This is a genomic window from Sandarakinorhabdus sp. AAP62, assembly GCF_000331225.1.
GTDB lineage: Bacteria > Pseudomonadota > Alphaproteobacteria > Sphingomonadales > Sphingomonadaceae > Sandarakinorhabdus.
On sequence record NZ_ANFY01000003.1, the window covers coordinates 124,634 to 150,000 of the forward strand.

General features: G+C 67.0%; 29 protein-coding genes. 20 read left to right on the forward strand and 9 right to left on the reverse strand.

Annotation, left to right across the window (positions count from 1 at the left end):
* The first annotated feature begins 6 nt into the window (after nucleotides 1–6).
* Nucleotides 7–1,056, forward strand: a complete 1,050-nt coding sequence (tsaD, locus tag D619_RS0100810; RefSeq protein WP_017666654.1) for a tRNA (adenosine(37)-N6)-threonylcarbamoyltransferase complex transferase subunit TsaD — start codon at nucleotides 7–9, stop codon at nucleotides 1,054–1,056.
* 73 nt (nucleotides 1,057–1,129) lie between these two features.
* Nucleotides 1,130–2,098, forward strand: coding sequence for an NAD(P)H-dependent glycerol-3-phosphate dehydrogenase (locus D619_RS0100815; RefSeq protein WP_017666655.1), 969 nt, complete (start codon nucleotides 1,130–1,132; stop codon nucleotides 2,096–2,098).
* A gap of 6 nt (nucleotides 2,099–2,104) precedes the next feature.
* On the opposite strand, the gene D619_RS0100820 is transcribed toward D619_RS0100815, so the two are convergent.
* A complete protein-coding gene (locus D619_RS0100820; RefSeq protein WP_017666656.1) occupies nucleotides 2,105–2,491 on the reverse strand; it encodes a GFA family protein in 387 nt (128 codons plus the stop codon).
* The gene (locus tag D619_RS17505; RefSeq protein ID WP_017666657.1) at nucleotides 2,491–2,646 is read right to left on the reverse strand and encodes a DUF1674 domain-containing protein; all 156 of its coding nucleotides are present in this window, start codon (nucleotides 2,644–2,646) and stop codon (nucleotides 2,491–2,493) included. The genes D619_RS0100820 and D619_RS17505 overlap by 1 nt, the downstream gene beginning before the upstream one ends.
* 64 nt (nucleotides 2,647–2,710) lie before the next feature.
* Between D619_RS17505 and D619_RS0100830 the strand changes: the two genes are divergently transcribed.
* Both D619_RS0100830 and D619_RS0100835 read left to right on the forward strand, forming a co-directional pair.
* Nucleotides 2,711–3,538 (forward strand): SDR family oxidoreductase, encoded by an 828-nt coding sequence (locus tag D619_RS0100830; protein ID WP_017666658.1) that lies wholly within the window; start codon nucleotides 2,711–2,713, stop codon nucleotides 3,536–3,538.
* A 37-nt stretch (nucleotides 3,539–3,575) separates the two neighbouring features.
* The gene (locus D619_RS0100835) at nucleotides 3,576–4,874 is read left to right on the forward strand and encodes a methyltransferase domain-containing protein (protein WP_017666659.1); all 1,299 of its coding nucleotides are present in this window, start codon (nucleotides 3,576–3,578) and stop codon (nucleotides 4,872–4,874) included.
* A gap of 61 nt (nucleotides 4,875–4,935) precedes the next feature.
* Here D619_RS0100835 and D619_RS0100840 read toward each other — a convergent pair whose 3' ends face one another.
* The 3 genes from D619_RS0100840 to D619_RS0100850 form a co-directional block, all read right to left on the reverse strand.
* Nucleotides 4,936–5,205 carry an SWIB/MDM2 domain-containing protein gene (locus D619_RS0100840; RefSeq protein ID WP_017666660.1) on the reverse strand — a complete coding sequence of 90 codons (270 nt, stop codon included), beginning with the start codon at nucleotides 5,203–5,205 and terminating at the stop codon, nucleotides 4,936–4,938.
* A 172-nt stretch (nucleotides 5,206–5,377) separates the two neighbouring features.
* The gene (locus tag D619_RS0100845) at nucleotides 5,378–7,483 is read right to left on the reverse strand and encodes a TonB-dependent receptor (protein WP_017666661.1); all 2,106 of its coding nucleotides are present in this window, start codon (nucleotides 7,481–7,483) and stop codon (nucleotides 5,378–5,380) included.
* Nucleotides 7,484–7,499: 16 nt separating this feature from the next.
* On the reverse strand, nucleotides 7,500–7,979 hold the full coding sequence (locus D619_RS0100850; protein ID WP_017666662.1) for an outer membrane protein assembly factor BamE: 480 nt from the start codon (nucleotides 7,977–7,979) through the stop codon (nucleotides 7,500–7,502).
* A gap of 93 nt (nucleotides 7,980–8,072) precedes the next feature.
* On the opposite strand from D619_RS0100850, the gene D619_RS0100855 reads away from it, so the two are divergent.
* Nucleotides 8,073–8,621, forward strand: a complete 549-nt coding sequence (locus tag D619_RS0100855) for a ubiquinol-cytochrome C chaperone family protein (protein ID WP_017666663.1) — start codon at nucleotides 8,073–8,075, stop codon at nucleotides 8,619–8,621.
* The gene (locus D619_RS0100860) at nucleotides 8,618–9,118 is read left to right on the forward strand and encodes a DUF177 domain-containing protein (RefSeq protein ID WP_017666664.1); all 501 of its coding nucleotides are present in this window, start codon (nucleotides 8,618–8,620) and stop codon (nucleotides 9,116–9,118) included. Before D619_RS0100855 ends, D619_RS0100860 begins: the two co-directional genes overlap by 4 nt.
* Before the next feature lie 20 nt (nucleotides 9,119–9,138).
* Here the strand turns inward: D619_RS0100860 and ssb are convergent, their stop codons facing one another.
* A complete protein-coding gene (ssb, locus tag D619_RS0100865; protein WP_017666665.1) occupies nucleotides 9,139–9,657 on the reverse strand; it encodes a single-stranded DNA-binding protein in 519 nt (172 codons plus the stop codon).
* A 131-nt stretch (nucleotides 9,658–9,788) separates the two neighbouring features.
* On the opposite strand from ssb, the gene D619_RS0100870 reads away from it, so the two are divergent.
* Nucleotides 9,789–10,874 carry a DUF3667 domain-containing protein gene (locus D619_RS0100870; RefSeq protein WP_017666666.1) on the forward strand — a complete coding sequence of 362 codons (1,086 nt, stop codon included), beginning with the start codon at nucleotides 9,789–9,791 and terminating at the stop codon, nucleotides 10,872–10,874.
* On the opposite strand, the gene rmuC is transcribed toward D619_RS0100870, so the two are convergent.
* Nucleotides 10,875–12,170, reverse strand: a complete 1,296-nt coding sequence (gene rmuC, locus D619_RS0100875; RefSeq protein ID WP_026090564.1) for a DNA recombination protein RmuC — start codon at nucleotides 12,168–12,170, stop codon at nucleotides 10,875–10,877.
* A gap of 102 nt (nucleotides 12,171–12,272) precedes the next feature.
* On the opposite strand from rmuC, the gene D619_RS15140 reads away from it, so the two are divergent.
* Complete coding sequence (locus D619_RS15140) at nucleotides 12,273–13,853, forward strand: M28 family peptidase (protein ID WP_033372747.1); 1,581 nt, start codon at nucleotides 12,273–12,275, stop codon at nucleotides 13,851–13,853.
* 12 nt (nucleotides 13,854–13,865) lie between these two features.
* Here D619_RS15140 and D619_RS0100885 read toward each other — a convergent pair whose 3' ends face one another.
* Complete coding sequence (locus tag D619_RS0100885; protein WP_017666669.1) at nucleotides 13,866–14,756, reverse strand: DMT family transporter; 891 nt, start codon at nucleotides 14,754–14,756, stop codon at nucleotides 13,866–13,868.
* A 290-nt stretch (nucleotides 14,757–15,046) separates the two neighbouring features.
* Here D619_RS0100885 and D619_RS0100890 point away from each other — a divergent pair, with 290 nt between their 5' ends.
* The 12 genes from D619_RS0100890 (at nucleotide 15,047) to D619_RS0100945 (ending at nucleotide 24,247) form a co-directional block, all read left to right on the forward strand.
* Complete coding sequence (locus D619_RS0100890) at nucleotides 15,047–15,895, forward strand: AraC family transcriptional regulator (protein WP_020480356.1); 849 nt, start codon at nucleotides 15,047–15,049, stop codon at nucleotides 15,893–15,895.
* A 230-nt stretch (nucleotides 15,896–16,125) separates the two neighbouring features.
* Nucleotides 16,126–16,578 (forward strand): SUF system Fe-S cluster assembly regulator, encoded by a 453-nt coding sequence (locus D619_RS0100895; protein WP_017666671.1) that lies wholly within the window; start codon nucleotides 16,126–16,128, stop codon nucleotides 16,576–16,578.
* A gap of 21 nt (nucleotides 16,579–16,599) precedes the next feature.
* On the forward strand, nucleotides 16,600–18,120 hold the full coding sequence (gene sufB / locus D619_RS0100900; RefSeq protein WP_017666672.1) for a Fe-S cluster assembly protein SufB: 1,521 nt from the start codon (nucleotides 16,600–16,602) through the stop codon (nucleotides 18,118–18,120).
* A gap of 35 nt (nucleotides 18,121–18,155) precedes the next feature.
* Complete coding sequence (locus D619_RS0100905; protein WP_020480357.1) at nucleotides 18,156–18,515, forward strand: hypothetical protein; 360 nt, start codon at nucleotides 18,156–18,158, stop codon at nucleotides 18,513–18,515.
* 15 nt (nucleotides 18,516–18,530) lie between these two features.
* Nucleotides 18,531–19,271, forward strand: a complete 741-nt coding sequence (gene sufC, locus D619_RS0100910) for a Fe-S cluster assembly ATPase SufC (protein ID WP_017666674.1) — start codon at nucleotides 18,531–18,533, stop codon at nucleotides 19,269–19,271.
* A complete protein-coding gene (locus D619_RS0100915) occupies nucleotides 19,268–19,996 on the forward strand; it encodes a SufD family Fe-S cluster assembly protein (RefSeq protein WP_017666675.1) in 729 nt (242 codons plus the stop codon). The genes sufC and D619_RS0100915 overlap by 4 nt, the downstream gene beginning before the upstream one ends.
* Nucleotides 19,993–21,210, forward strand: a complete 1,218-nt coding sequence (locus D619_RS0100920) for a cysteine desulfurase (protein ID WP_017666676.1) — start codon at nucleotides 19,993–19,995, stop codon at nucleotides 21,208–21,210. The genes D619_RS0100915 and D619_RS0100920 overlap by 4 nt, the downstream gene beginning before the upstream one ends.
* Entirely contained in the window at nucleotides 21,210–21,683 is a 474-nt protein-coding gene (locus D619_RS0100925) for a DUF59 domain-containing protein (RefSeq protein WP_017666677.1), read from the forward strand. The genes D619_RS0100920 and D619_RS0100925 overlap by 1 nt, the downstream gene beginning before the upstream one ends.
* Nucleotides 21,683–22,045 (forward strand): iron-sulfur cluster assembly accessory protein, encoded by a 363-nt coding sequence (locus tag D619_RS0100930; RefSeq protein ID WP_017666678.1) that lies wholly within the window; start codon nucleotides 21,683–21,685, stop codon nucleotides 22,043–22,045. Before D619_RS0100925 ends, D619_RS0100930 begins: the two co-directional genes overlap by 1 nt.
* 3 nt (nucleotides 22,046–22,048) lie before the next feature.
* Entirely contained in the window at nucleotides 22,049–22,711 is a 663-nt protein-coding gene (locus D619_RS0100935; protein WP_017666679.1) for a HEPN domain-containing protein, read from the forward strand.
* A 54-nt stretch (nucleotides 22,712–22,765) separates the two neighbouring features.
* A complete protein-coding gene (locus D619_RS15145) occupies nucleotides 22,766–23,974 on the forward strand; it encodes an FAD-binding domain-containing protein (protein ID WP_017666680.1) in 1,209 nt (402 codons plus the stop codon).
* A 60-nt stretch (nucleotides 23,975–24,034) separates the two neighbouring features.
* On the forward strand, nucleotides 24,035–24,247 hold the full coding sequence (locus D619_RS0100945) for a hypothetical protein (protein WP_347574764.1): 213 nt from the start codon (nucleotides 24,035–24,037) through the stop codon (nucleotides 24,245–24,247).
* Here D619_RS0100945 and D619_RS15150 read toward each other — a convergent pair.
* Nucleotides 24,229–25,350 (reverse strand): serine hydrolase domain-containing protein, encoded by a 1,122-nt coding sequence (locus D619_RS15150; RefSeq protein ID WP_017666682.1) that lies wholly within the window; start codon nucleotides 25,348–25,350, stop codon nucleotides 24,229–24,231. The genes D619_RS0100945 and D619_RS15150 overlap by 19 nt on opposite strands.
* Nucleotides 25,351–25,367 lie beyond the last annotated feature (17 nt).

The window sequence follows — 25,367 nt, forward strand, 5'->3', positions numbered from 1 at the left end:
AACCGCGTGAACAATCCGATCGTTCTTGGCATCGAATCCAGCTGCGATGAAACCGCGGTGGCGCTGGTGCGCGGCGATCGCACGATCCTGGCCCAACGCATCGCCAGCCAGAACGAAGCGCACGAACGCTTCGGCGGGGTGGTGCCGGAACTCGCCGCCCGCGCCCATGCCGATCGGCTGGCGCCGATGGTGGAAACCGTGTTGGCCGAAGCTGGCGTTTCGTTGGCAGACGTCGACGCCATCGCCGGCACCGCCGGGCCGGGCCTGATCGGCGGCGTGATGATCGGCCTGGTCACGGCGAAAGCGCTGGCCTTTGCCGCGGGCAAGCCGCTGATCGCGGTCAACCATCTCGAAGGCCATGCGCTCAGCCCGCGCCTTGCTGATGCCTCGTTGCAGTTCCCCTATCTGCTGCTGCTGGTGTCCGGCGGCCATTGCCAGCTGCTCGGCGTCGAAGGCGTTGGGCGCTATCGCCGGCTGGCCACCACCATCGACGATGCGGTGGGCGAAGCCTTCGACAAGTCGGCCAAGGTGCTGGGCCTGGGCTTTCCGGGCGGCCCGGCGCTGGAACGGGCGGCCAGGAGTGGCACGCCGCGTTTCCCGCTGCCACGCCCCCTGGTGGGCAGCGACGAGCCGCATTTCTCCTTCGCCGGCCTCAAATCCGCCGTGCTGCGCGCCCGCGCCGCCCTTGCGGAGCCGACCGCTCAGGACATCGCCGATCTCGCCGCCAGCTTCCAGCAGGCCGCCTGCGATTGCCTTACCGACCGCACTGGGCGGGCCATCGCGGCGTTCCCTGAAGCCACCGCGCTGGTGGTGGCGGGGGGCGTCGCCGCCAATCAGGCCATTCGCAGCGCATTGGCCGATCTGGCCGCGGCACAGGGCCTGCCCTTTGTCGCACCGCCGATGTGGCTGTGCACCGACAATGGCGCCATGATCGCCTGGGCCGGGCTGGAACGGTTTCAGGCCGGCGACATCGACGATCTCCACGCCCCCGCCCGCCCACGCTGGCCACTCGATCCCGCCGCCGAGGCCGTGCGCGGCGCCGGGGTGAAGGCGTGATGCACTCCCGCCCCAATACCCAAACCCGCTCATGCCGAGCTTGTCGAGGCACGCACCGCGCGTGGAGCAAGGCATGACGACCTTCGGCGTCATCGGTGCCGGTGCCTGGGGCACGGCATTGGCCAGCACGCTTGCCGGCAATGGCCCGGTTACGCTGTGGGCGCGCGAAGCCGATGTCGTCTCCGCGATCAACATGTCCCGCGAGAATCCAGTCTTCCTGCCCGGCATCATGCTGCCGGCAGGCATCACCGCGACGACCAACCTGGCAGACATGGCCGGCTGCGACATCATCCTTCTCGTCGTCCCCGCCCAGCATCTGCGTGCGGTGCTGGCCAGCGCCGCCATTCCCTCCACCACGCCGCTGGTGTTGTGCGCCAAAGGCATTGAAGCCGGCAGCCATGAACTCATGGTGGAGGTGGCACGCAGCCTCGTGCCCAACCCGATCGCCATCCTCTCCGGCCCCAGTTTTGCCGCCGAAGTCGCGCGCGGTCTGCCCTGCGCCATCACGCTCGCCTGTTTCGACACGGCGCTCGGCGAACGGCTGGTCGCCGCCATGGCCCGGCCAACATTCCGGCTCTACCAGTCCGACGATGTGGTGGGGGCCGAGATTGGCGGCGCGGTGAAGAACGTGCTGGCCATCGCCTGCGGCGTGGTCGAAGGGGCCGGGCTTGGCCTCAACGCCCGCGCGGCGCTGATTGCGCGCGGCTTTGCGGAAATGACCCGCTTTGGCATCGCCCGCGGCGCCCGCGCCGAAACATTGGCCGGCCTCAGTGGCCTGGGCGATCTCGTGCTCACCTGCTCATCGGAAAACAGCCGCAATTTCCGGCTTGGCGTCGGCCTTGGCCGAGGCCGCGCCATCGCCGAACTGCTTGCCGGCCCGGCAGTGGCCGAAGGGGCCGCCACCGCGCCTGTGTTGGTAGAAGCTGCCCACGCCGCCAACGTCGAAATGCCGATCTGCGTTGGCGTGGCCGCCCTGCTGGCCGGTGCGCCGGTCAGGGAAACCATCGGCGCGCTGCTCGCACGGCCACTTAAGGCGGAATAGGCCTACTTACAAATTCTGCGGCAGGCCGTCGGCGATCTCGTAATAATCACCTTTGCTGCCAACGAAGATGTGTTTTCCGATGTGTGTGTCGGTCGGCGTGTCGAACGCGCCCAGCGCTATGGCAAGCTTGCTGCGGCCTGGCCCATCCCACAGCAGGAAGCTGCCACAGCTGTGGCAGAAGCCGCGCCGGACCTTCTCCGAAGATTGATACCAGGTCAGCGCTTCTTCGCCGCTGATCGTCACCGCGTCGCGCGGGACATCGGTTGAGGCCCAATAATGTCCGCTCTGACGGCGGCACTGGCTGCAGTGGCAGGCGTCGCCCGGCGGCAGCGGGCCATCGACACGGATGTGCACTGCGCCGCACAGGCAACGGGCGTGATGCACCTCTCCCATCAGAAATCGACCGCGATGCCGCCCTTTTCCCAGTCGCCATAGCGCACCGGGTCGGGGCCCTTGCGACCGCCCACTTCCTTGTCGGTGGGCGGCGGCGGCGGCGCTTCCGGGGCCTTGTCGCGCGGGTCAGGTGTCGAGGGCTTGTCCTTGTCCATAAACCAGTGTTGCCACTGCCGCCCGCCTGTTAGCAATGGGGCGAAGTGAAGCCGGGGGAGCCGTATGTTCGACAACAAGGTAATCGCCATCACGGGCGCCGGCAGCGGCATTGGGCGGGCACTGGCGCTGAACCTGGCGGGGCGCGGCGCTATGCTGGCGCTGGCCGACAAGGATGCAGATGGGCTGGCGGAAACCAAACGCCTGCTCGGCAACCGGCCGGCAAGCATCACCACGCTGGATGTGACCGATACGGCGGCGCTCAACGCTTGGGTAAACGGTGCAGCAACAGAGTTCGGCCGGCTCGACGGCATCGTCAACAACGCCGGCCTGACGGTGGTGGCGCCCTTTGCCGATTGCCCGCGCGAGGATTTCGACCGGGTGATGGCCGTGAATTTCACCGGCGTGGTGGAGGGCTGCCGCGCCGCGCTGCCGCATGTCCGCGCGGCCGCAGCCAGGGATGGCGTGGGCTGGATCGTCAATATTTCCAGCGTGTTCGGCATGATGGGTTACCCCACCCAAAGCGCCTACAACGCCAGCAAATATGCCGTGCGCGGACTGACCGAAGCGATGGCGATGGAGATGGCGCTGACCGATCCCAATGTCTGCGTGATCCGTGTCCACCCCGGCGGCATCAAGACCAACGTGGCCAGGAATTCAAAGCGCATCGCGCTGCTGCCCGGCCAAGACCCCAACACCGATTTCGCTGCCGAGTTCGAGAAGAATGCGCCGACCACACCCGAACAGGCCGCCGAAACCATCATCACCGGCATGGCCCGCCGGCAGCATCGCGTGCTGATCGGATCGGATGCAAGGTTCATCGACTGGATGGTGCGGCTGTTCCCGGTGTCGTACTTCAAGGTGATCGGCAATTTCCTCGGAAGACGGAAATAGGTGGGAAAGCGCCCGCGTTTGCGGCAAGGGGCGGGCGATGAACAATCCCCGAAAGCCGGAGCGCTCTGGCCGCCCCACCACCAACCGCGATGATACCGGCGTCGCCGCCCGCCGCGCCGCGCTGAAGATCGTGCAGGCCGTGCTCGATCGCGGCGCGCCGTTCGATGCCGCGACCAGCCATGCCGACGAACTGCCGCTGCCACAGGATCGCGGGCTGGCACGGCTGCTGGCACTGACCGTGCTGCGCTGGTTGCCGGAACTGGACGCCCTGATCGACAGCGCCACGCCGCGCCCGCTGCCCGGTGATGCCCGCGCCCGCCACGCCCTGCGGGTCGCGCTGGCAGGCTGGCTGAAGCTGGACACGCCGCCGCACGCCGTGGTGGCGACCGCACTGCCGCTGGTGGAAGGCGGGCCGCGCCGGCTGGTGCATGGCGTCTTGGGCAGTCTCATCCGCCGCCCGGCGACGCTGCCGGCAAGTCCGCGTCTGCCCGCCCCGTTCGATGTTTTCTGGGCGCGCGATTGGGGCGTGGCCGTGGCCGAAGCCGCCAGCGCCGCCCTGGCCGAAGAGCCGGCGACCGATCTGACACTGAAAGACCCGTCGCAAACCGATCATTGGGCGCAGGCGCTGGACGGGATCAGCCTCGCCCCCGGCCATGTCCGCACCGCGCGCAAAGGCAGCATCACCGAATGGCCCGGTTTTGCCGAAGGCGCCTGGTGGGTGCAGGATCTCGCCGCCAGCCTGCCGGCGCGGCTGCTGCCGGCCAAGGCGGGTGACCATGTGCTCGATCTGTGCGCCGCACCGGGCGGCAAGACGCTGCAACTGGCAGCGCGCGGCTGCAAGGTGACGGCCCTCGATGTGTCGGATCACCGGTTGGAGCGCGTGCGTGAGAATCTGGCCCGCACCGGGCTCACCGCCGATCTGGTCGCCGCCGATGCCCTGCGCTGGCAGCCCGAGGCGCTGTTCGATCATATCCTGATCGATGCGCCCTGTTCGGCCACCGGCATCTTCCGCCGCCATCCCGATGTGCTGCATCTGAAGGGCACCACCGATCTGGCGCCGGTCACGCTGCTGCAGGCGGCCTTGTTGCGGCGGGCCGCCGGATGGTTGAAGCCGGGCGGGCGGCTGGTCTACGCCACTTGCAGCCTGTTCCCGCAGGAGGGCGAGCGCATCGCCGAACGCGTGATCGCCGGCCTGCCGCGTGAGGCGATCGCCGCCGATGAACTGCCGGCCGGGCTCAAGCCCGCTGCCGATGGCTGGGTACGCACCCTGCCCGGCCAGGTGGAAGGCGGCATTGATGGCTTCTTCGTCGCTCGCTTTCGGAAACTTGCGGACTGAACGCGAAAGGGGCGCTGCCGGGCATCCCCGGCAGCGCCCCCTTCAATACGGTCCGAAGTGCTTACTTCAGATATTGGGCGATGAACTTGTTCATTTCGAACATGGTGCATTCGTCCTTGCCGAAGACAGCCTTCAGCTTGGCATCGGCCAGGATCACGCGCTTGTCGGTCGGCTTCTGCAGATTGTTGGCACGGATATAATCCCACACCTTGGCAACGACCTGACCGCGCGGCAGCGGGCTGGCGCCCACGATGGCGGCGAGCGGGCCTTGCGGCGTCAGCGGCTTCATCAGCGCCGAGGTATTGCGTCCGCTCTTGGCTTCAGTGGCCATAAATTCCCCTTCTCGTGAAACACGCCCCTCGGGGGGCACCTTGCATCAGTTTTCCCCTGATGAATGGCTTAAAGCGGGGATGCCCCCCACGGTGCAAGCGGAATTTTGTCATGGCACGGCAATATAACCGCAAAAGACGGCAATTCGTGGCAATCGTGCCACTTTGGGCCTTCTAGAACCGGCGCCGGAACCGGATTTGCCACCAGCGTGGCGGGTTCAGCGTGGGCAGCCCGGCCACCGCACCATCGGTAAGGGTCTGATCGAGGCAATTCTCGCACTCCAGACTCATCAACCAGCCGCCATCGGGAATTTCCATCTGCAGCGCCGCAGCCACCTGCCAGCCGCCGGGCGAAACCCCGTCAGCCAGGCCCAGCACCGGGCCGCCGGCCACCGCCATGGCGCTGCGCCAGCGCGCTGCGACGCGCGGGATCAGCACCGATCCGGTACCCACCAGCGGCTGCCGCCACGCCGCCGACAGGCTGGCCGTGGTGTCGGGCGCGTAGAGTGGCCGGCCGGGCGCACCGGCCGGCACCGCGCCAGTCCAGCGCGCCTGCTGCCAGCCCAGGGTCGCGGCCAGGTCAAGCTGGTCCACCGGCCGCGCGTGCGCCACCACATCAAGGCCGTGATTGGTCATGTCCTGGCGCTGGGACGCCGCCCCCACCCCTGCCAGCGCCAGCGGATCAATGCCGAGCAGCGGCGAGACCAGCCCGCGCGTGCGCGCGACAAAGCCGCTGGCATCCAGCCGCAGCCGCCCTTGCCACAGATCAGCCTTCACGCCGGCCTGGTGGTGCCAGCCGGTTTCGGCCGGCAGCAGCTGCAATTCGGGCGTGGAACGGGCCAGCAGGTTCCAGCCCGGCAGCCGGGCACTGCGCGCGCTGCGGGCAAAGATCAGCCATTGTGGGGACGCCCGCCACGAAGCAGCAAATTCGGGCGTGACCAGTGTTTCGACCTGCCGGGCCGGGCCGGCCAGTGCCAGGCACGGCGCACAGCCGGCGCGGCGGTCGCTTGCAGCGAGGTTCAGCGTCTGCCGGTCGACGCGCAGGCCGGCTTCCAGCGCGAGGCCATGGCCCGGTTCCAGCCGCGCTTGCGCAAAGCCATGGTTGCTGTCGCGATCCTGCACGATACGGCGATCGGCGAGCACACTGCCGGCCAGCGTATCAGCCTGATTGCGGTGGTTGCTGCCCGAGCTGATGCCGACACCGCCGCGCAGGGTGAGCATGCCCAGATCGGCTTCGCCGGTCAGTTCGATTGCGCGCGTTTCGTCCACCGTGCGGGCGATCAGGCCATAGCCGCCGCTGGCCAGACCGGCGGGAACCGCCAGTGCCGCCAGGTGCCGGCCATCGGCCAGATCAAGGCCCAGATCGCCGGTCTGCCGTACCCAGCTGCCGGACAGTTCCACCCGCAACCGCTCCCCTTGCTGCACGATGCGCAGCGCGTTCTGGACCAGTGCCGTGCGCTGGCCCAGCGGCTGCGCAGCAAGGTCCACCGAAATCGGGCCCCAGCTGGCACGCGGGGCCTGGCCGCGCTGGCCGGTGCTGGCAAAGCGGCCATCGCAATTGGCCGGCGCATTCGGATCACAGGCAAAGCCGGGCAGATTGCCGGCCTTGCTGCGCGCATAGAGGCTGGTCAGCGCCACCGAAAGCGTCGGCCCGAGATCGATATCGAGCGTGCCGGCCACGCCGGAGCGCAAGCCGCGATTGAGCTGTTCACCGGTGGTCGTATTGCGCAGCCAGCCAAGATCATGCTGGATATGGCCGGCAAGGCCGAGCCGGACACCCTTGCTGACCGGTACATCCAGGCGAGCAAGGCCGCGCCGGCTGCCGAACGCACCGGCGGCAAATTCGCCCAGCCCGGCGAGTTTCTCAGCCGGCCGGCGCAGGGAAAGGCTGATATCCCCGGCCGCACTGCCCAGCCCGCCGGGCGGCCCCACCAGCAGCAGATCGGCATCGAACAGGCCAGCCAGCAGCGGCGAGACCCCGGGCAGCAGGCCGCCACCCACCTGAAGGCCAGGCTGGCTGCGGCCATGGCGCACGATCAGCGCGGCGCTGCCATTGCCGGGTGCGGGCGTGAAGATCAGGCCGGGTACGGCCGCCAGCGCCTCCGCCAGCGTGTCGGCGCCGCTGGTATCCCGCTCGTCAGGGCCAGCCCACCACAGTCCCGCCGGCGCATCCTGGGCGGCAAGGCTCAGCCAGCGTTCTTCAAGCCGGGGTTGAGGTGCAGGATCGGCGGCCCGCGCCGGCGCTGCAAGTAACCCGACCAAGATCGCGGCACGGCGCACGGCGTCAGCCCTGCACTCAGCGTGGGCCGTCGCGTCCTGTCGGCTGGCCGCCCAGTGGTCCGTTGCCGGCGCCGACCTGGCCCACGTTGCCAAACAATTCCTGGAAGAAGCTTTCCGACTTGCCGAGCGTGGGCGTCTTGTCGTCCACCGGATTGATGCGGGCGATCTTTTCCATGCCGCGACGTTCCACCTTCGACACGTTGCCGGTCGCATCAAAGCTGACAATCAGGATCTGCTGCTGCAGCGTCTTGGGCGCGACAAAGGCATATTGGCCGGTGAGGCGGCTGACATAATACCAGCTGCCGGTATCGAACTGGGCGGCAAAGGTCGGGCGGCCCAGCGTGCGCGACACGGATTCGCGATTGTCCACGCCGGGCAGTATCGACGTGAACAAGGTCTCGTCGATCAGATAGCCCTGCTGCGCCTTGATTCGCGAGCAGCCGCTGGTGACAAGGGCGGCGGCGATCAGGGCAATGGTGGCAAAACCGGTCTTCATCTCACACTCCAGCGTCGTGGCGCCCCCGCTGCGACATCTCTGTTCGGCAAGTTCATTATGTCAGCCGGGACGATTATGCTAGCCGCTCGTCGCATGGGATTGCTCTCCAGCCTCAGGCGCCTGCTCTGGCGCACAGCGCCGTCACCGGTCGAGCCGCTGTATGCCGCGGTGGTGAACGAGGCGCGGCAGCCGGGCTATTATGTGGAAGGCGGCGTGCCCGACACACTGGATGGCCGATTCGACATGGTGGTGCTGGTGCTGTCGCTGCTGCTGTTGCGGCTGGAGCAGTTGTCGGAGGGCAACGGCCGGCATCCGGCCGCGCAGCTGTCGGCCGATCTGGGAGATCGCTTCCTGGCCGACATGGAAGGCAATCTGCGCCAGGACGGGATCGGCGATCAGGTGATCCCGAAGCATATGGGCCGCATGATGGCGGCATTGGGCGGCCGGCTGGGGGCCTATCGCGAGGCCGGTGCCGATCGCAGCGCGCTGGCCGAAGCGTTGCGGCGCAATCTCTATCGCGGCGAAGCGGTGGCCGACCCGGCCGTCGATTTCGTCGCCACCGCCGTGCTGCGCCTGCAGCAGCAACTGGCAGCCACCAGCGCCGAAGCGTTGCTGGCCGGACAATGGGGAGCCACCGCATGAGCGCCACACCCGAATATAGCCACATCCTGCGCGCCCACGAGATTGGCGGCGTGACCAAACGCCTGATGCTGGAAGCCAATGACAGCGAGCGTGCGGCGCTGGCGGGGCGTTTCAATCTGCTCAGCCTTGACCGGCTGACGGCGGCGCTGGAAGTGAAGCGCGAGGCCGCCGGCATCCGCATCACCGGCCAGGTGCACGGCGCCGGCAGCCAGCCCTGCGTGGCCAGCGCCGATCCGGTGCCGTTTCTGGTGACGGAACCCATCGCCCTGCTGCTCACGCCGGAAACGCCGGATGGCGGCGACATTGAACTGTCGAGCGATGATCTCGAAGTCGAACCACTGGCCGGTGACATTGTCGATCTGGGCGAGATCGCCGCCCAGGCCTTTGCGCTCGGCCTCGATCCCTATCCGCGCCTGCCCGTCAGCGTGGCCGGCGTGATCAGCGAAGAGGAAGCCATTGCCCGGCGCAGCCCGTTTGCGGTGCTGAAGAAGGATTGAGCCGGGCCGGAATGGCTTGATCAGAACGGCACGTCGTCATCCAGATCATCGTCGAACGCGCCCGGACGCTTGCCGCCGCCGGCCGGCGCACCGCCAAAGCCGCCGCCACCTGCGGGTGCGCCGCCGCCATAGCCGCCACCGCCGAAATCGTCGCCCCGGCCGCTGCTGCTGCCGCCACCGCCGCCATCACGGCCACCGATCAGCGCCAGTTCGCCCTTGAACGGACCGATGACGATCTCGGTGATGTAACGTTCAGCGCCGCTCTGATCGGTATATTTGCGGGTCGCGATCGACCCTTCGATATAGACCTCGCTGCCCTTGCGCAGATATTGGGTGGCAACCCGGCCGATATTCTCGTTGCGGATCACGATGTTGTGCCACTCGGTCTTTTCCTTGCGTTCGCCGGTGGCCTTGTCGCGCCAGTTTTCCGAGGTGGCCATGGTGAACTGCACCACCGTGCCGCCGTTGGCGAAGGTCTTGGATTCCGGGTCCTTGCCCAGACGCCCGACCAAAATCACCTTGTTCACGCCCGCCATCATGCTCTCCCTGATCTGATGTTCGACCGTAGCGCCGGCCCGGCAGCGACGCAACGTGGTGGCGGCTTGCCCACTTGCCTTTGCTGTGGATTTCGGCCCAAGCAGCAAGGCAACCAACGGCAGACGGGGGCCTGATGTCTGACCAGATCGAAGCAGCCGGAGCGCTGGTGACAGCCGGTATGGCAGCACATGCGCTCGATCAGCCGGCACCAGGCCACAGCCAGGGCGGCGCCTGTGCCAACTGCGGCACGATGCTCACCGGGCCTTTCTGCGGCCAGTGCGGCCAGCGTGCCCATCTGCACCGCAGCGTGGGCGCGGTGTTCCACGAATTCCTGCACGGCATCACCCATTTCGATGGCAAGGCCTGGACCACGCTGCCCATGCTGGTCTTCCGTCCCGGCCGGCTTACCCGCAGTTACATCGAAGGCCAGCGCGCCCGTTACATCGCGCCGGTGCCGTTGTTCCTGCTGGTGGTGTTCCTGATGTTCTTCGTGCTGTCTTTCGCCAGCTTGCCGGATGATGCCGTGAAGGTGGGCGGCGATGCCGCGCCGGCCGAGCGGGCCGCAGAAGCCCGGAAGGCCTTGGCCGACATCGATGCCGAACTGGCGGCCGCTCGAGCCGCCGGCAACAAGCCCCGGATTGTCGAGTTGCAAGCGGCCCGCACTGGCATGGCGGCGCTGGCGAAGCGCGCTGGCGACCCTGACGCCAGCGCCTCTGATGTCGTGTCCGACATCGGCCGCGGCATCGTTCAGGCCAGCCAGAACGGCGAACTGACGATCATCGGCGGGTTCCCTGAACTGAACGCCAAGGCCAAGGAAGCCCTGAAGAATCCGAGCCTGGTGCTCTACAAGCTGCAGACCAAGGCCTACAAGCTGAGCTTCCTGCTGGTCCCATTGTCACTGCCGTGGCTGTGGCTGGCGTTTTTCTGGCGTCGCGGAATCGGCCTTTATGATCACGCCATCTTCGCGCTCTATTCGATCAGCTTCATGAGCCTGTTGTTCATCACCGCCAGCCTGGGGCTGACCGCTGGCATCAGCAACAGCCTGTTCTGGCTGCCGGTGGTGCTGGCACCGGCAGTGCACATGTTCGTGCAATTGCGCGGCGCCTATGCCCTTGGCTGGTTCGGCGCGACCTGGCGCACGCTGTACCTCAGCATTGCCGCCGTCATCACGCTCGGTCTCTATCTGCTGATCCTGGTCGTGCTCGGCGTGCTGGACTGATCATTCGGCCGCCGGCGGCAACAGGAGCTCGCTGGCCTGTTCGCTGCGCGGCTGGGCTTCGACGGCGGCCAGCTGCGGCACCGGCTTCTTGCCGGGATCCACCCCCATATCGGCAAAGCGCCGCGCCTTGGGCAGCACGTTGCGTTCCAGCGAGCCAACGAAATCATTGTAATTGCTGACCGTTTCACCCAGGTTGCGGCGCATTTTCACCAGATGCTCGGCCATCACCGCAATCGCGCTGTAGATGTCGGCGCCCAGCTTGCCGATCTCGCGGGCTTCATCGGCCAACTTGTCCTGTCGCCAGTTCAAGGCCACCGTCTTGGCGATGGCGAGCAGGTTGATCGGCCCGGCCAGCAGGATGCGCTGTTCGAATGCCCAGCTCAGCAGCGCCAGATCATGCTCCATCGCGGCGGACAGGAAATTCTCGCCGGGGATGAACATGATGACGAAATCGGCGGCAGCGCCAAACTCCGTCCAATAGGCTTTTTCCGAAAGGCCGCGGGCATGGGTGCGCACGGCCGCGGCGTGGCGCTTCATGGCCAGCAGCCGATCGGCGTCGCTGCCCGCCTCCAGCGCGGCCAGATAATCGTTCAGGCTGCACTTGGAATCGACGATCAACTGGCGGCCGCCGGGAAGGTTGATGATGGCATCGGGCCGCCGGCCGCCACTGTCGGTCGCCGTGTGGGTTTGCAGGGTGAAATCCACGCCGGCGCGCAGGCCCGCCATTTCCAGCGTGTTGGCCAGTTGCTGTTCGCCCCAGCTGCCGCTGGTCTTGCCGCTGCTGCGCAGGGCCGTCACCAGCCGCGCCGCTTCGTCCGACACGCGCAGCTGGCCCTGCGTCACCTGCTCCAGCGCCTGGCTGAGCGCGCCATAGCTTTCGGCGCGAGCCTTCTCCACCTCGCCCAGCCGGTTCTCATATTTGGCCAGCGTTTCGGCAACCGGCGCCAGCACCGCCTTCAAACTGGCCTGGTTCTTGGTCTCTGCTTCGGCAAAGCGCTGTTCGGCGCGGGTGATCAGCTGGCCCTGTGCCTGCTCCAGCACGCGCCCGGCCACCGCCTCGAACCTTGTGCCCAGCTCCTCCAGCTGGCGGGCATGGGCGGCATCGCGCTCGGTCCGCTCGGTCTGCAGCGCCCTGATCTCCACGGCCGTCTCCGCCAGCTTCGTCCGCCGCTCGTCGGCCTCGCGCCTGGCCGCATCGCGTTCGGCTTTCAGGGTCGCCACCGGGCGGCTCGCCAGCCACCAGCCGGCAACCAGGCCAAGCAGCAGGGCAATGATGGCAATCGCAGCTTCGGTCACGGGCATATCCGGTAGAAATGGGAACGAGCCATGAACATAGCCGCAGCTGCGCCATCCCGCCAGCGCTTGCGACACTGGCCCGTTGCGCCCATGGTGCCAGCCATGCGCACCCTCTTCCTGTCCGCCCTGCTGATCGCCACGCCGGTTGCAGCCGAACCCTTCCGTTTCTCTGCCGTCCGCATCGGCGACGACGTGAAGGCGCTGGCATCAGACGCCTTTGCCGGGCGCGGACCGGGCGAAGTGGGCGAGGCGCAGACCCTGGCGTTTCTGGCGGCGCGCTTTCAGGCCGCCGGGCTGGAGCCGGCCGGGCCAAACGGCAGCTGGCTGCAGCCGGTGCCGTTGATCCGTCTGGACCGTGGGCCCGGCGCGACGCTTGTCGTGCAGGTGAACGGCGCGGCGCTGCCGGTGACGCTGGGCCAGAATGCGACACTGGCGCTGCGCTTGCCGGGTGACACGAATATCGCCAGCGCGCCGATGGTCTTTGCCGGGTTCGGTGTGGTGGCGGGCGGCCATGATCCCTATGCCGGCGTTGATGTGGCGGGAAAAGTGGTGCTGCTGCTGGCCGGTGATCCCGATGGCGAAGCCGGGGCCGATCTGGGCTTCGAGGGCCGACGGCTGACCTATGGCGGCCGCGTTGGCGTGAAGATGGCGGCGGCCGCCAAGGCCGGCGCGGTGGGGGCCATCGTGCTGCACGAGGATTTCGCCGCCTCCTACCCGCTGGCGCAGTTGGTTGGCACCGAACTTGTGCCGCAGATGGTGCCGGGCACGACCCAGTTTGGCGGCGGGTTCCGCTTTGCCAGCTGGATCGAGGGTGGGCTGGGCCAGCGGTTGCTGGCGGCGGCGGGGCTGGATCTGGCCAAGGCCAAGGCTGCCGCCCGCCGCACCGATTTCCGCGCCTTGCCCTTGCCGGCCCGCGCCAGCGCATCGGGCCAGCTGATCGCCACGCCGTTCACCAGTTACAATGTCGTTGGCAGGCTGCCCGGCACGACGCAGGCCGGCGAGACCGTGCTGTTCGGCGCGCACTGGGATGCCAATGGCGCGGGCGTGGCTGACGCAAGGGGCGACGCCATCCGCAATGGCGCCATCGACAATGCCACCGGCACCGCCGAACTGATCGAGGTCGCCCGCGCCTTTGTCGCCGGCCCGCGCCCGGCCCGCACCCTGGTATTTGCGGCGTGGACAGCGGAGGAGAAGGGCCTGCTCGGCGCCGAACATTATGCGGCCAATCCGCTGTTTCCGTTGGCCACCACCGTGGCGGTGATCAACCTTGATCCGCACGTGCAACTGCCCCGCACCCGCAGTCTGGAACTGATTGGCGGCGGCCGCACCACGCTGGAAACCGATCTGGGCGATGCGGCGAACGCCATGGGGCTGGTGGTGGTGCCCGAACCCAATCCGGAGGCCGGCTGGTATTTCCGGTCCGATCATTTCCCGTTTGCGCGCAATGGCGTGCCGGCGCTGGCCTTCCGCGCCGGGCGCGACCTGGTGGCGGGTGACACCGCGGCCGGGCAGGCGATGATCGATGATTTCAATCAGCGCTGCTATCACCAGCCGTGTGACGAGGTCGCCGCCAGCTTCACCTTCGAAGCGGCTGCGCAGGAAGCCGAGGCCGCGTGGCGCGTGGGGCTGACCGTGGCCAACCGATGGCAGAAGCCGGGCTGGACCGCCGAGCCGAAATTCTAGGCCCCTGAAAAGTCAGGCTCGCGACGGCAGGCGCGCGATCAACAGGGCGGCCACTACCAGCGCTGCGCCAAGCAGCTCGAGCGGGCCGGGCACTTCGCCAAAGCGCAGGGCGCCGATGAGGGCGCTGATCGCGGGCTGCACCAGCAAGGTGAGACCAACCACCAGCGGCGACAGGTGGCGCACGGCATAGACGATCAGCCCCTGGCCCACGACCTGGCTGCCAAGGGCGAGGCCCAGCACCGGCGTCCAGTCCTGCGGCCAGAACAGGCCGGTGGCGGCCAGCGGCGCCAGCGCCAGGGCCGAAGCCAGCGTCGCCAGCGCCAGCGCCGGCATCGCGTCAAGCGTGCCGCGCACCTTTTCAATGGCAATCAGATAGATGGTATAGAATACCGCCGCCGCCAGGCACAGGAGATCGCCGGCGAAGTGCCGCGCCGAGACCTCTGCACTGCGGCCGAGCAGCAGCCCCACACCCACGGCAGCGACCGCCAGCGCCCACCATTGCGGGCGCGTCAGGCGCTGACCCAGCACGACGAGGCCATAGAGCGGCAGCAGGAACGTGGCGGCATTGGCCAGGAGCGTCGCATTGGCCAGCGTGGTGCGCATGATGCCCAGGTGCCAGACCGCCAGATCGCCGGCAAAGGCCAATCCGGCCAGCGCCGCCAAGGCGATCAATCCCGGCGTGCTGCCGGCAAAGCCGGATTTCGGCTGCCGCCGGCCCAGCACCATCGCCAGTGCAAACAGGAACGGCACGGCCAGTGCCTGCCGCCAGAAGGCCGAAGCCAGTGGGCCGACATCGGCCAGCCGCACCAGCCATGGCCCAAAGGCCAGGCAGGCCGAACCGGTGACCATCGCCGGAAAGGCGAAGCGGCCTGAAGTTGGCGCCGTGCTCATGTTGATGCCCATCGCCTGCGCTTAGGGGCTTTGCGCGCCAGCGCAAGCCTCCACGCGCCCGCGATTTGTCGGAATTCTACAATCGTGCGCGGCCTGAATGGCCTATGCAGAAACTGCGACCCGTGGAGTTTCGGCCTTGCCGGAGCTCCCGAACTTGACCGGCCCGGATGGCATCCCCATCCGGGCCGTTTTTTTTGGAGTTTTGCCAAAATGGTGGAAATCTGCCATGTTCAGCATTCAGGGCAATCGGGGTTGGCAGGTGCAGCTGCCGACATGGCATGACCAGCCGGGGAGGGCAGGCCATGATTTCGATACGGTATTTCGAGCCGCCAGCGGCGTTGCGGCAGCACGTCTCGTCGCTCTATTGGTTCGAAACGGCGGCACCGGGCTTTGCCGATCTGATGCGAGCCGAACTGGGTCAGATCCGCCTGTTGATCGATGGTGTCGGTCGCACGCAGTACAAGTCGGGCCGGCAATGGGCCAGCGGCGGCGCCATCCTGCAGGGACCGACCACAGCCCCCACCCACTATACCGCCGATACGCGGCTGCGCCTGTTCGGCATCGGGCTGTTGCCGTTGGGCTGGGCCGAATTGATCGGCCTGTCGGCTGACGAGCTGGCCGACAATGCGGTGGGGCTGGACAGTGTGCTGCCGCCCGCCATCGTCGCTTCGCTGATGGATGCGCTGGCCAGTGCGGTCGATGATCAGAGCCGCTTCGACGTGATCATCAACTTCCTGACCACCCAGCTGGCGGCCAACCGCCACCCGGCCTGCTGGTTCACGCGGCTGGCTGATGAATGGCTTACGGCCAGCCCCAATCCGCAGGTGGATGCACTGGTGGCCGCGGCCGGCATGTCGTCGCGCTCGGTCGAACGGCTCACCCACCGCCTTTATGGCGCATCGCCCAAGCTGCTGGCCCGCAAATATCGGGCGCTGGGCGCCGCCGTCCGGCTGGGCCTGGGCGAGGCGACCACCTGGTCGGAAGCGGCTGGTGATGCCTTTTACGATCAGGCGCATTTCATTCGGGAATTCCGGGCCTTTACCGGCCTCACGCCGGCAAAGTTCCAGGCCCAGGCGGCGCCGCTGACCAGCATCACCATGACCCAGCGCCGGCAGCTGCCGGGATTACCCAATCTGGTGCGCATCGCCTGAGCCCCCCAGCCGGCGCTTGCGCCGGCGTCCACCTCTACAACGGCCGGCGCTTGCGCCGGCGTCCACCTCTACAACGGCCGGCGCTTGCGCCGGCGTCGACCTCTATAACGGTCGGCTCTGGCGCCGGCGTTCGCCTTCCCGGCACCCAGCGGAAAACTTGACAGCGACAACCCTCGACCGCATAAGACGACCAGATTTGTCCACTTTGCGGACGTCGCGGGAACCGACGCTTGATTCGTCTCACCAATCTTGCCGATTATGCCGTCGTCGTGATGGCGGCGGCGGCGCGTGAGCCGGCCGCAAAGCTGTCGGCGGCGCGGGTGGCGGAATTGACGGCGATCCCGGCGCCCACGGTGGCCAAGCTGATGGGCACGCTGGCCCGCGGCGGGCTGTTGCTGGCGTCGCGCGGGGTGGCCGGCGGCTTCACCCTCTCTCGCGATCCGGCAGACATCAGCGTTGCCGAAGTGGTGGAAGCCGTGGACGGCCCGATCGCGCTGACCAGCTGTGCCGGCAATGATGTGAATGACTGTGCGATGGAAGGCCATTGCGCGATCCGGGGCCATTGGGCCCCGATCAACCAGGCCGTGCGCGGCGCGCTTGCCGCCGTGACACTGGCCGATCTGGTGCGGCCGGCGGCAGCGGCAGCTCCAATGGCAGCGCCCGCCCCGGCGCTGGCTGACTGAACGACGGAAAAGAGACGAGTGATGTCTGAAGACGTGGCTGCCACTGCCGTGGACAATGAACCTGTTCAGGAGACTCCCATCCAGGACGCGGAAGCGCGTGCAGCGGTCGCCGATCTCGCCACCTACAAATGGGGTTTTTCCACCGACGTTGAATCGGAAATGGCGCCCAAGGGGCTGACCACCGATACCGTCCGCTACATCTCTGCCAAGAAGGGTGAACCGGAATGGCTGCTCGATTGGCGGCTGAAGGCCTTTGCCAAGTGGGAAAAGATGGAAAGCCCGAATTGGGCGAAGCTTGATGTGGTGCCGATCGATTACCAGGACGCCTATTACTACGCCGCGCCCAAGGCCAAGCCGACTCTGGCCTCGCTGGATGAGCTCGATCCCGAAATCCGCCGCACCTATGAAAAGCTCGGCATTCCGATCGAGGAGCAGAAGATGCTCGCCGGCGTCGAGGGCTCGCGCCGGATTGCCGTTGATGCCGTGTTCGACAGCGTCTCCGTCGCCACCACCTTCCGTGCCGAACTGGAAAAGGCCGGCGTCATTTTCCGCTCGATCAGCGAGGCGGTGAAGGAATATCCCGATCTGGTGAAAAAGTGGCTGGGCAGCGTCGTACCGGTCACCGACAATTATTTTGCCTGCCTGAACTGCGCCGTCTTTTCCGATGGCACCTTCGTCTACATCCCGCCGGGCGTGCGCTGCCCGATGGAGCTGAGTACCTATTTCCGCATCAACGCCGCCAACACCGGGCAGTTCGAGCGCACGCTGATCATCGCCGACAAGGGCTCTTACGTCTCCTATCTGGAAGGCTGCACCGCCCCGATGCGCGATGAAAACCAGCTGCATGCGGCCGTGGTCGAGCTGGTCGCGCTCGATGATGCCGAGATCAAATATTCGACCGTGCAGAACTGGTATCCCGGCGATGCCGAGGGCAAGGGCGGCATCTACAATTTCGTGACGAAGCGCGCCAACTGCCTTGGCAAGAACAGCAAGGTGAGCTGGACGCAGGTTGAAACCGGCAGCGCCATCACCTGGAAATACCCCAGCTGCGTGCTGTCCGGCGACGGCAGCGTCGGCGAATTCTATTCGGTCGCCGTCACCAACAATCGCCAGCAGGCCGATACCGGTACCAAGATGATCCATCTCGGCAAGAACACGACCTCCACCATCGTGTCGAAGGGCATCAGCGCCGGCCGGTCGAGCGGCACCTATCGGGGCCTGGTGCGCGTGGCCGCAACGGCCGAAGGCGCGCGCAACCACACCCAGTGCGACAGCCTGTTGCTCGGCAGCCAGTGCGGCGCCCACACAGTGCCCTATATCGAGGTGCGCAACCCCAGCGCCACCATCGAACATGAGGCCACCACCTCGAAGATCAGCGACGATCAGCTGTTCTATGCCCAGTCGCGCGGGCTGGATGCGGAAGCCGCCGTCAGCCTGATCGTCAACGGCTTCTGCCGCGAGGTATTGCAACAACTCCCTATGGAATTCGCCGTCGAAGCGCAGAAACTTCTGGGCATCAGCCTGGAAGGGAGTGTGGGATGATGACTTCGATTCGATTCATGGTTCCGGCCACTGCGATGCTGCTGCTGGCCGCCTGCAATGCGCCGGCGCCGCGGCAGGACCCGAAGGGCCAGCAACTGCGCGCCGAACTGGACAAGATGACCGCCGATTACGGCACCTGTGTCGACAAGGCCGTGGCCGCCGCAGACGTGTCCAAGGATCCGGCCGGCAGCATCGCGGTTGAAGCGGTGAAAAGCTGCCGCCCGATCCGCAACGCGCTGCGCCTGAAGGTCGCCTCCTTCGATCGCTTCGGCCACCCGAACCGCACACCCCAGCAGGCCGAGGCCGTCGCCGAAGCCAGCGTGGGCGTCATTGAAAAAGAACTGCGCGAAAAGGCGGTGGTCGACATCGTCAAGCGCCAGAACCAGACCCGTTAAGGACTGCCCCCCATTATGCTCGTTATCGACAATCTGACCGCCGAAATTGATGGCAAGACCATCCTGAAGGGCCTGACGCTGACCGTGAATGCCGGCGAGGTGCACGCCATCATGGGGCCGAACGGCGCCGGCAAATCCACCCTGTCCTATGTGCTGGCCGGGCGTGACGGTTATGAAGTGACGGGCGGTTCGGTGACCTTCCGCGGTGAGGATCTGCTGGCCAAGGCGCCGCACGAACGCGCTGCTGCTGGCCTGTTCCTGGGCCTGCAATATCCGGTCGAAATCCCCGGCGTGTCCAACCTCTTGTTCCTGCGCACGGCATTGAACGCCCAGCGCACCCTGCGCGGTGAACCCGAAGTGTCGGGCGCCGAATTCATGAAGCTGGCCAAGGCCGCCGCCGAAAAGCTCGGCCTGCCGTTCGACATGATGAAGCGCGCCGTGAACCAGGGTTTTTCGGGCGGCGAGAAGAAGCGCAACGAGATGGTGCAGATGCATGTGCTGCAGCCGTTCCTCGCCGTGCTCGATGAAACCGATTCCGGTCTCGACATCGATGCCCTGCGCGTCGTTTCCGATGGCATCAACAGCATGCGCGGCCCGGAGCGCGCCACGCTGCTGATCACCCATTATCAGCGCCTGCTCGATTACGTGGTGCCCGATCATATCCACGTGCTGATGGATGGCCGCATCGTCCATTCGGGCGGCGCCGAACTGGCGCACAAGCTGGAGGCGGAAGGCTATTCCGCGATCGCGGCGTGAGCGCGCTTCCCACCCGAAAGGACGAGGCCTGGCGCTACAGCGACCTCAAGGCCGTCGCTCGCCACTGGCCGGTCGCTGTCGAGCCCGTCGTGGTGCCGGCCGGCGATTCCCAAGCCGACATCATCCGGGCCACGGAAGAAGGCATCCGCCACCTTGCCATCAGCATCGGTGCGGGCGGGGCCTATCGGATGACCATCCTCGATGCCGGCCGCGCCTATGGCCGCATCGCGCTCGACGTGACTTGCCATGACGGCGCCGATTTCCAGCTGGGCGCGATCCTGATCGGGCGCGGTGAACAGACCATCGAGCTGGTCACCACCGTGCGCCATGTCGGCCCCAATGCCACCAGCCGCCAGATCGTGCGCGCGGTGGCCGGCGGCACGGCGACGACCAGTTACCTTGGCCAGGTCGCCGTGGCGCGCGAAGGCCAGAAGACCGACGCCAGCCAGTCGTTCAAGGCGATCCTGCTCAACCGTGGCGCCACCGCCAACGCCAAGCCGGAACTGGAAATCTTCGCCGACGATGTGAAATGCGCCCACGGCGCCGCCATCGGTGAGATTGATAAGAACGCGCTCTTCTACATGACCAGCCGCGGTGTGCCGCCGGCCCAGGCCCGCGCCCTGCTCACCCGCGCCTTCCTGTCGGATGCGCTGGAGGGCCTGGATGAAGCGACCACCGAAGCGCTCGACGCCGAGATTACTGCCCTGCTGGAGACGACGGCGTGACCGTGGCGACCGCGCCAGCCTTGCTCGATCTGAAGGGTGATTTCCCCGGGTTGGCCGGTGATTGGGCCTATCTCGACACCGCCGCCACCTCGCAGAAGCCGCAGGCGGTGATCGACGCCATCGCCCGCGTTTATGGCCCGGATTATGCCACCGTGCATCGCGGGGTGTACGAACGCTCCGCCACCATGACGCTGCGCTTCGAGGAAGCCCGCGCCACCGTTGCCCGCTTCATTGGCGCAGCCAGCCCCGATGAAGTCGTGTTCGTGCGCGGTGCCACCGAAGGCATCAACTTGGTCGCCCAAAGCTGGGGCCAACGTCTCAAGGCGGGCGACCGCATCCTGATCTCGGCGCTGGAACACCACAGCAATATCGTGCCGTGGCAGATGCTGTGCGAACGCAGCGGTGCCGTGCTCGACGTCGCGCCGCTGACCGACGATGCCCGCATCGACGAAGATGCGCTGATCGCCATGATCCGCCCGGAAACGAAGCTGGTCAGCATCGCCCATGTTTCGAACGTGCTCGGCGGCGTCGCCGATGTGCGCCGCATCGCCGATGCTGCCCATGCGGCCGGCGCGCTGCTGATGGTCGATGGCTGCCAGGCCGCGCCGCGGCTTGCGCTCGACATGGCGGCGCTGGATTGCGATTTCTATGTGCTGTCGGGCCACAAACTTTATGGCCCGACCGGCATCGGCGTGCTGTGGGCGCGCGCCGACATCCTCGCCTCCATGCCGCCGTGGCAGGGCGGCGGCGCCATGATCGAAACGGTGACGTTCGAGAAGACGACCTACGCCCCGCCGCCCGGCCGTTTCGAAGCCGGCACCCCGCATATCGAAGGCGTGATCGGCTTGGCCGCCGCCATCGATTATGTGGAAAGCATCGGCCTCGATCGCATCCACGCCCACGAGGCGGCGCTGGTGTGCCAGGCCCGCGAGGCGCTGTCTGGCCTCAACTCCATTCGCCTGTGGGGGCCGGAGGATTCGGCCGGCATCCTCAGTTTCACCATGCAGGGGGTGCATCCGCACGACATCGGCACCATATTGGATGAAGCGGGCGTGGCCATCCGCGCCGGGCATCATTGCGCCCAGCCGCTGATGAACCTGCTCGGCGTGCCGGCCACCGCCCGTGCCAGTTTCGGCCTGTACAGCAGCCCGCGCGATGTCGAGCGACTGGTGGACGGCCTTGCCCGTGTTTCCCGTATTTTTGGGGTGAAGTGATGACAGATCGCGCCTTCGAAGTGGAAGAAGTGAACGAAGCCACGCCGGTGCCGAAAGCGCCGCCGCTGCGCGCGCTCGCCGAAGCGCAGGCTGCCGCTGCATCCGGCGACCACAAGCCCGATTATCTTGACGGCTTCCTCAAGCAGAAGCCCGAACCGGTGGCCGACGCCAGCAGCGACATCGTCGATGAAGTGGTTGCCGCCCTTCGGCAGATCCACGATCCGGAAATCCCGGTGAACATCTATGATCTGGGCCTGATCTATGGCGTCGAGGTCGACAATGGCCACGCCACCATCACCATGACGCTGACCACCCCGCACTGCCCGGTGGCCGAATCCATGCCCGGCGAAGTCGAAATCCGCGTCTGTGCCGTGCCCGGCATCCAGTCTGCCGACGTCAACCTGGTGTGGGACCCGGCCTGGGACCCGGGCAAGATGAGCGACGAGGCCCGGCTGGAAATGGGGATGTTGTGATGGAACAGACGACAACGCTGCGCCGTCCGCGCCCCGCCCCGCTGATCGTGACGGAAGGTGCTTCGAACCGCATCGCCACCATCCTGGCTGCTGCGCCGGCCGACGCGGTGGGCGTGCGCCTTTCAACCCCGCGCCGCGGCTGTTCGGGCCTCGCCTATGATCTGGCCTATGTCACCGCCGCCAAGCCCGGCGACGAGCGCATCGACACGCCGGGCGGCACGCTGTTCGTCGATGGCGGCAGCCTGATGTATCTGATTGGCAGCACAATGGACTGGCGCGAGGATGATTTCTCCGCCGGCTTCGTATTCAACAACCCCAACGCCAAGGGCAGCTGCGGCTGCGGGGAAAGCTTCACGGTCTGAACCGTGCTGGCGCCGCCCAGCCATGCCGAACTGAAGGCCCGCCACCGCGCTGAGCGGGACGGCTGGGCCAGCCGCGACCTGTCGATCCGCATCCACCGCGCACTGAGCTGGCTCGGCCGCTCCGACAGCGAAACCGACGACGAGGATGTGCGCTTCCTGCTGCTGTGGGTGGCGTTCAACGCTGCCTATGCCGGGCCGATCACCAATGAAAGCGTGTCGGAACGCGAGGCCTTTCGCCGCTATTTCAGCCTGCTGCTGATCTGCGATCGCCATCGCCGGATCGCCGATGCCATCCACCAGCGTTTCAGCAACGAAATCCGCGTGCTGCTGGCCAATCCCTATGTCTATGCCCCGTTCTGGCAACACCAGGCCGGCGAGGGTGGTCACGAGGAATGGCAACTGTGGCTGGAGCGGGACAACCGCGCCGCGCAGACCGCCCTGCTGAGCGGCGAGACGGATCGGGTGCTGTCCATCATCTTTGGCCGGCTCTATGTGCTGCGCAACCAGCTGGTGCACGGCGGCGCCACCTGGAACAGCGCCATCAACCGCAACCAGGTCCGCGACGGCGTGCGCATCCTTTCATGGCTGCTGCCGATCTTCATCGACCTGATGATGGATGCGCCCGACGCTGATTGGGGCGGCCTGCATTACCCCGTGGTGGATTGACCGCGACACCAGCGCCGCTGCCCGCCGCCGGGCAAGCCGGCTATCCCGCCACCCATGCGCTTCCCCCTCACCCGCGACGATGCTCTCACGCGCCTCTACGACTTCGTCCCCTTGGCGGGCCGCGCCTATGCCGCGCGGCGCAATCATGACGGCGGACCGGAGGGCAAGGCGACCACCTCGCTGCTCTCCCCCGCCATCCGTCGCCGGCTGGTGAGCGAGGCCGAAGTCGCCGCCGCCGCGGTCGCTGCCCAAGGCTATACCGGTGCGGAAAAGTTCGTGCAGGAAGTGTGCTGGCGTACCTACTGGGTCGGCTGGCTGCAGCAGCGCCCCGAAATCTGGATGCGCTGGCAGGCCGATGTGATGCGCATGGAAGCGATGCTGGCCGAGGATGGCAAGTGGCAGCGCCGCTATGAACTGGCGCTCGCAGGCACCACCGGCATCGACTGTTTCGATGCCTGGGTGCACGAACTCATCAAAACCGGCTGGCTGCACAATCATGTGCGGATGAGCTTTGCCAGCATCTGGTGCTTCACCCTGCGCCTGCCCTGGCAGCTGGGGGCGGCGTTCTTCTACAAGCATCTGCTCGACGCCTGCCCGGCCAGCAACACGCTGGGCTGGCGCTGGGTGGTGGGACTGCAGACGGCGGGCAAGACCTATCTGGCGCGCGCCGATCTGATCCGCGACCTGTCGGGCGGGCGCTTCATGGTGGATGCGCCGCTGGCCCGCGAAGCGGCGCCGTGGCCGGCCGACATCATCCCGCCGCCGATTCCGCCCGCACCGGTGATGCGCGCTGATCCCACGGCGCGCACCGGTCTGTTCGTCACCACCGAAGACACCAGCCTTGAAACCCTGGCCCTGCCCGGCGCCATCGTGGCGCTGGCCGCCACGCCCGATATCGGCGGCACCCCGGCGCCGCTGAAGCATCAGGTCGCCATGGCCATGCTGGCCGACGGGCTGGACCGCGCCGCGACGCGGCTGGGGCTGGAGCCCGAACGCGTGGACGCCACCTTTGGCGTGGACGCCATGCGCGACTGGGCGGCCCGCCACCGCCTCACCCAGATCATCACCGCCGATGCCCCGATCGGCCCGGTGAAGGACCGGCTGGACGTGCTGGCCCCGGCGCTGGCGGCCGATGGTGTGCAACTGGTGCGCCTGCGCCGCGCGTGGGATGATCTGGCCTGGCCGCGCGCCACCAAGGGCTTCTTCCCGTTCAAGGCCGCCATCCCTCAGCTGCTGGCGCTGCCGAAAAACGCACTGGCCTGACGCGCCTTCATCCAAGAGTCAGCAAGGCGCTGCTATGGGTCGCCCATGTTGTTGCGCTCGTTGCTTCTGCTTTCCCTGCCCCTGCTGCTCGGCGGCTGCCTGGCGAGTGCGGCCAAGACCATCATCACCGCGCCGATCAAGGCGACCGGCGCGGTCATCGATGCCACCACCACCAGCCAGGACGAAGCCGACCGCAACCGCGGCCGTGCCGCACGCAAGGCCGAGGAGCAGGCCGAGAAGGACCGGCGCGAAGCTCAGGGTGAACCGAGGTAGATCGTCGCCACGTCGTCGATGAAACGCTGCGGATTGGCGGCCGCCAGATTGGGGAGCACGACAATCGACAGGCCGTGATCCGGATAGATGAAGAAGGCCGATCGCGCGCCGCCAATGCCGGCCACGATGCGACGGCCGCGGCTTTCCAGCACCGGCCAGCCCATCGCCCATTCACCGGGCTTGCCGTCGTTCAACTTGTCCCGCTGCCACATGCGGGTGCGGGTTTCGGGCTTCATCAGCCTGCCCTGTTCCAGCGCCACCAGCCAATTGGCCAAGTCTGTCGCCGTGGTGACGATGCCGGCGCCGGCACGCATGAACGGCGGGAATTCGTCGCGCCAATGGCCGAGCACGCTGCCCTTCACGTCGGCCCCCGGCTTGCCCCCGATGCCGCGAATGTGACGATAGAAACTGTAACTGGGCGCCCGGCCGGGGATGATATCGTCGCTGTCGCCGAACAGGGTGCGGCGCATGCCGGCCGGCGCAAACTGGCGCTGCTGGAAAACATCGGCAAAACCCATCCCGGCTTGCTGGCTGATGATGCGGCCAAGCAGGGCATAGTTGGTCTGGTTATAGGCAAAGCGGGCGCCATCGGCGGCTTCGACCGGCCGGGCCTTCACCGCCGCCCAAGCCTCCGCCTCGCTGCCGCCGATCACGCCATCATCGTCCACGATGTCGGGCAGGCCCGATTGGTGCGAAAGCAGATGCCGGACCGGGATTGCGGCCCATGCCGCCGGCAGATCGGTGAGATAGCGGCCGATCGGCGCGTCAAGATCCAGCGTGCCAGCCTCCACCAACTGCATCGCGGCGACTCCAGTGATGCTCTTGGTCGCCGAATTGATGGAGAAGCGGGTTTCGGGCGTGACCTTGATGCCCTGTTCCAGATTGGCCATGCCCAGCGCTTCATTCAGCAGGATTCGCCCGTCTTGCACCACGGCGATCTGCAGGCCGGGGATCTGGTCCCTGGCCATGCGCGCCTGCAGGAAGGCCAGCACCGCTGCGCGCCGCTCAGCCTCCGGCAGGGGAGCAGCGGCGGCAACAGCAGGCGCGCCGGGAGCGGCCAAAGATGCCGCGGCCATCAGCAGGGCGATCAGGGCAAGGCGCATGTCTGACTCCAATTCTG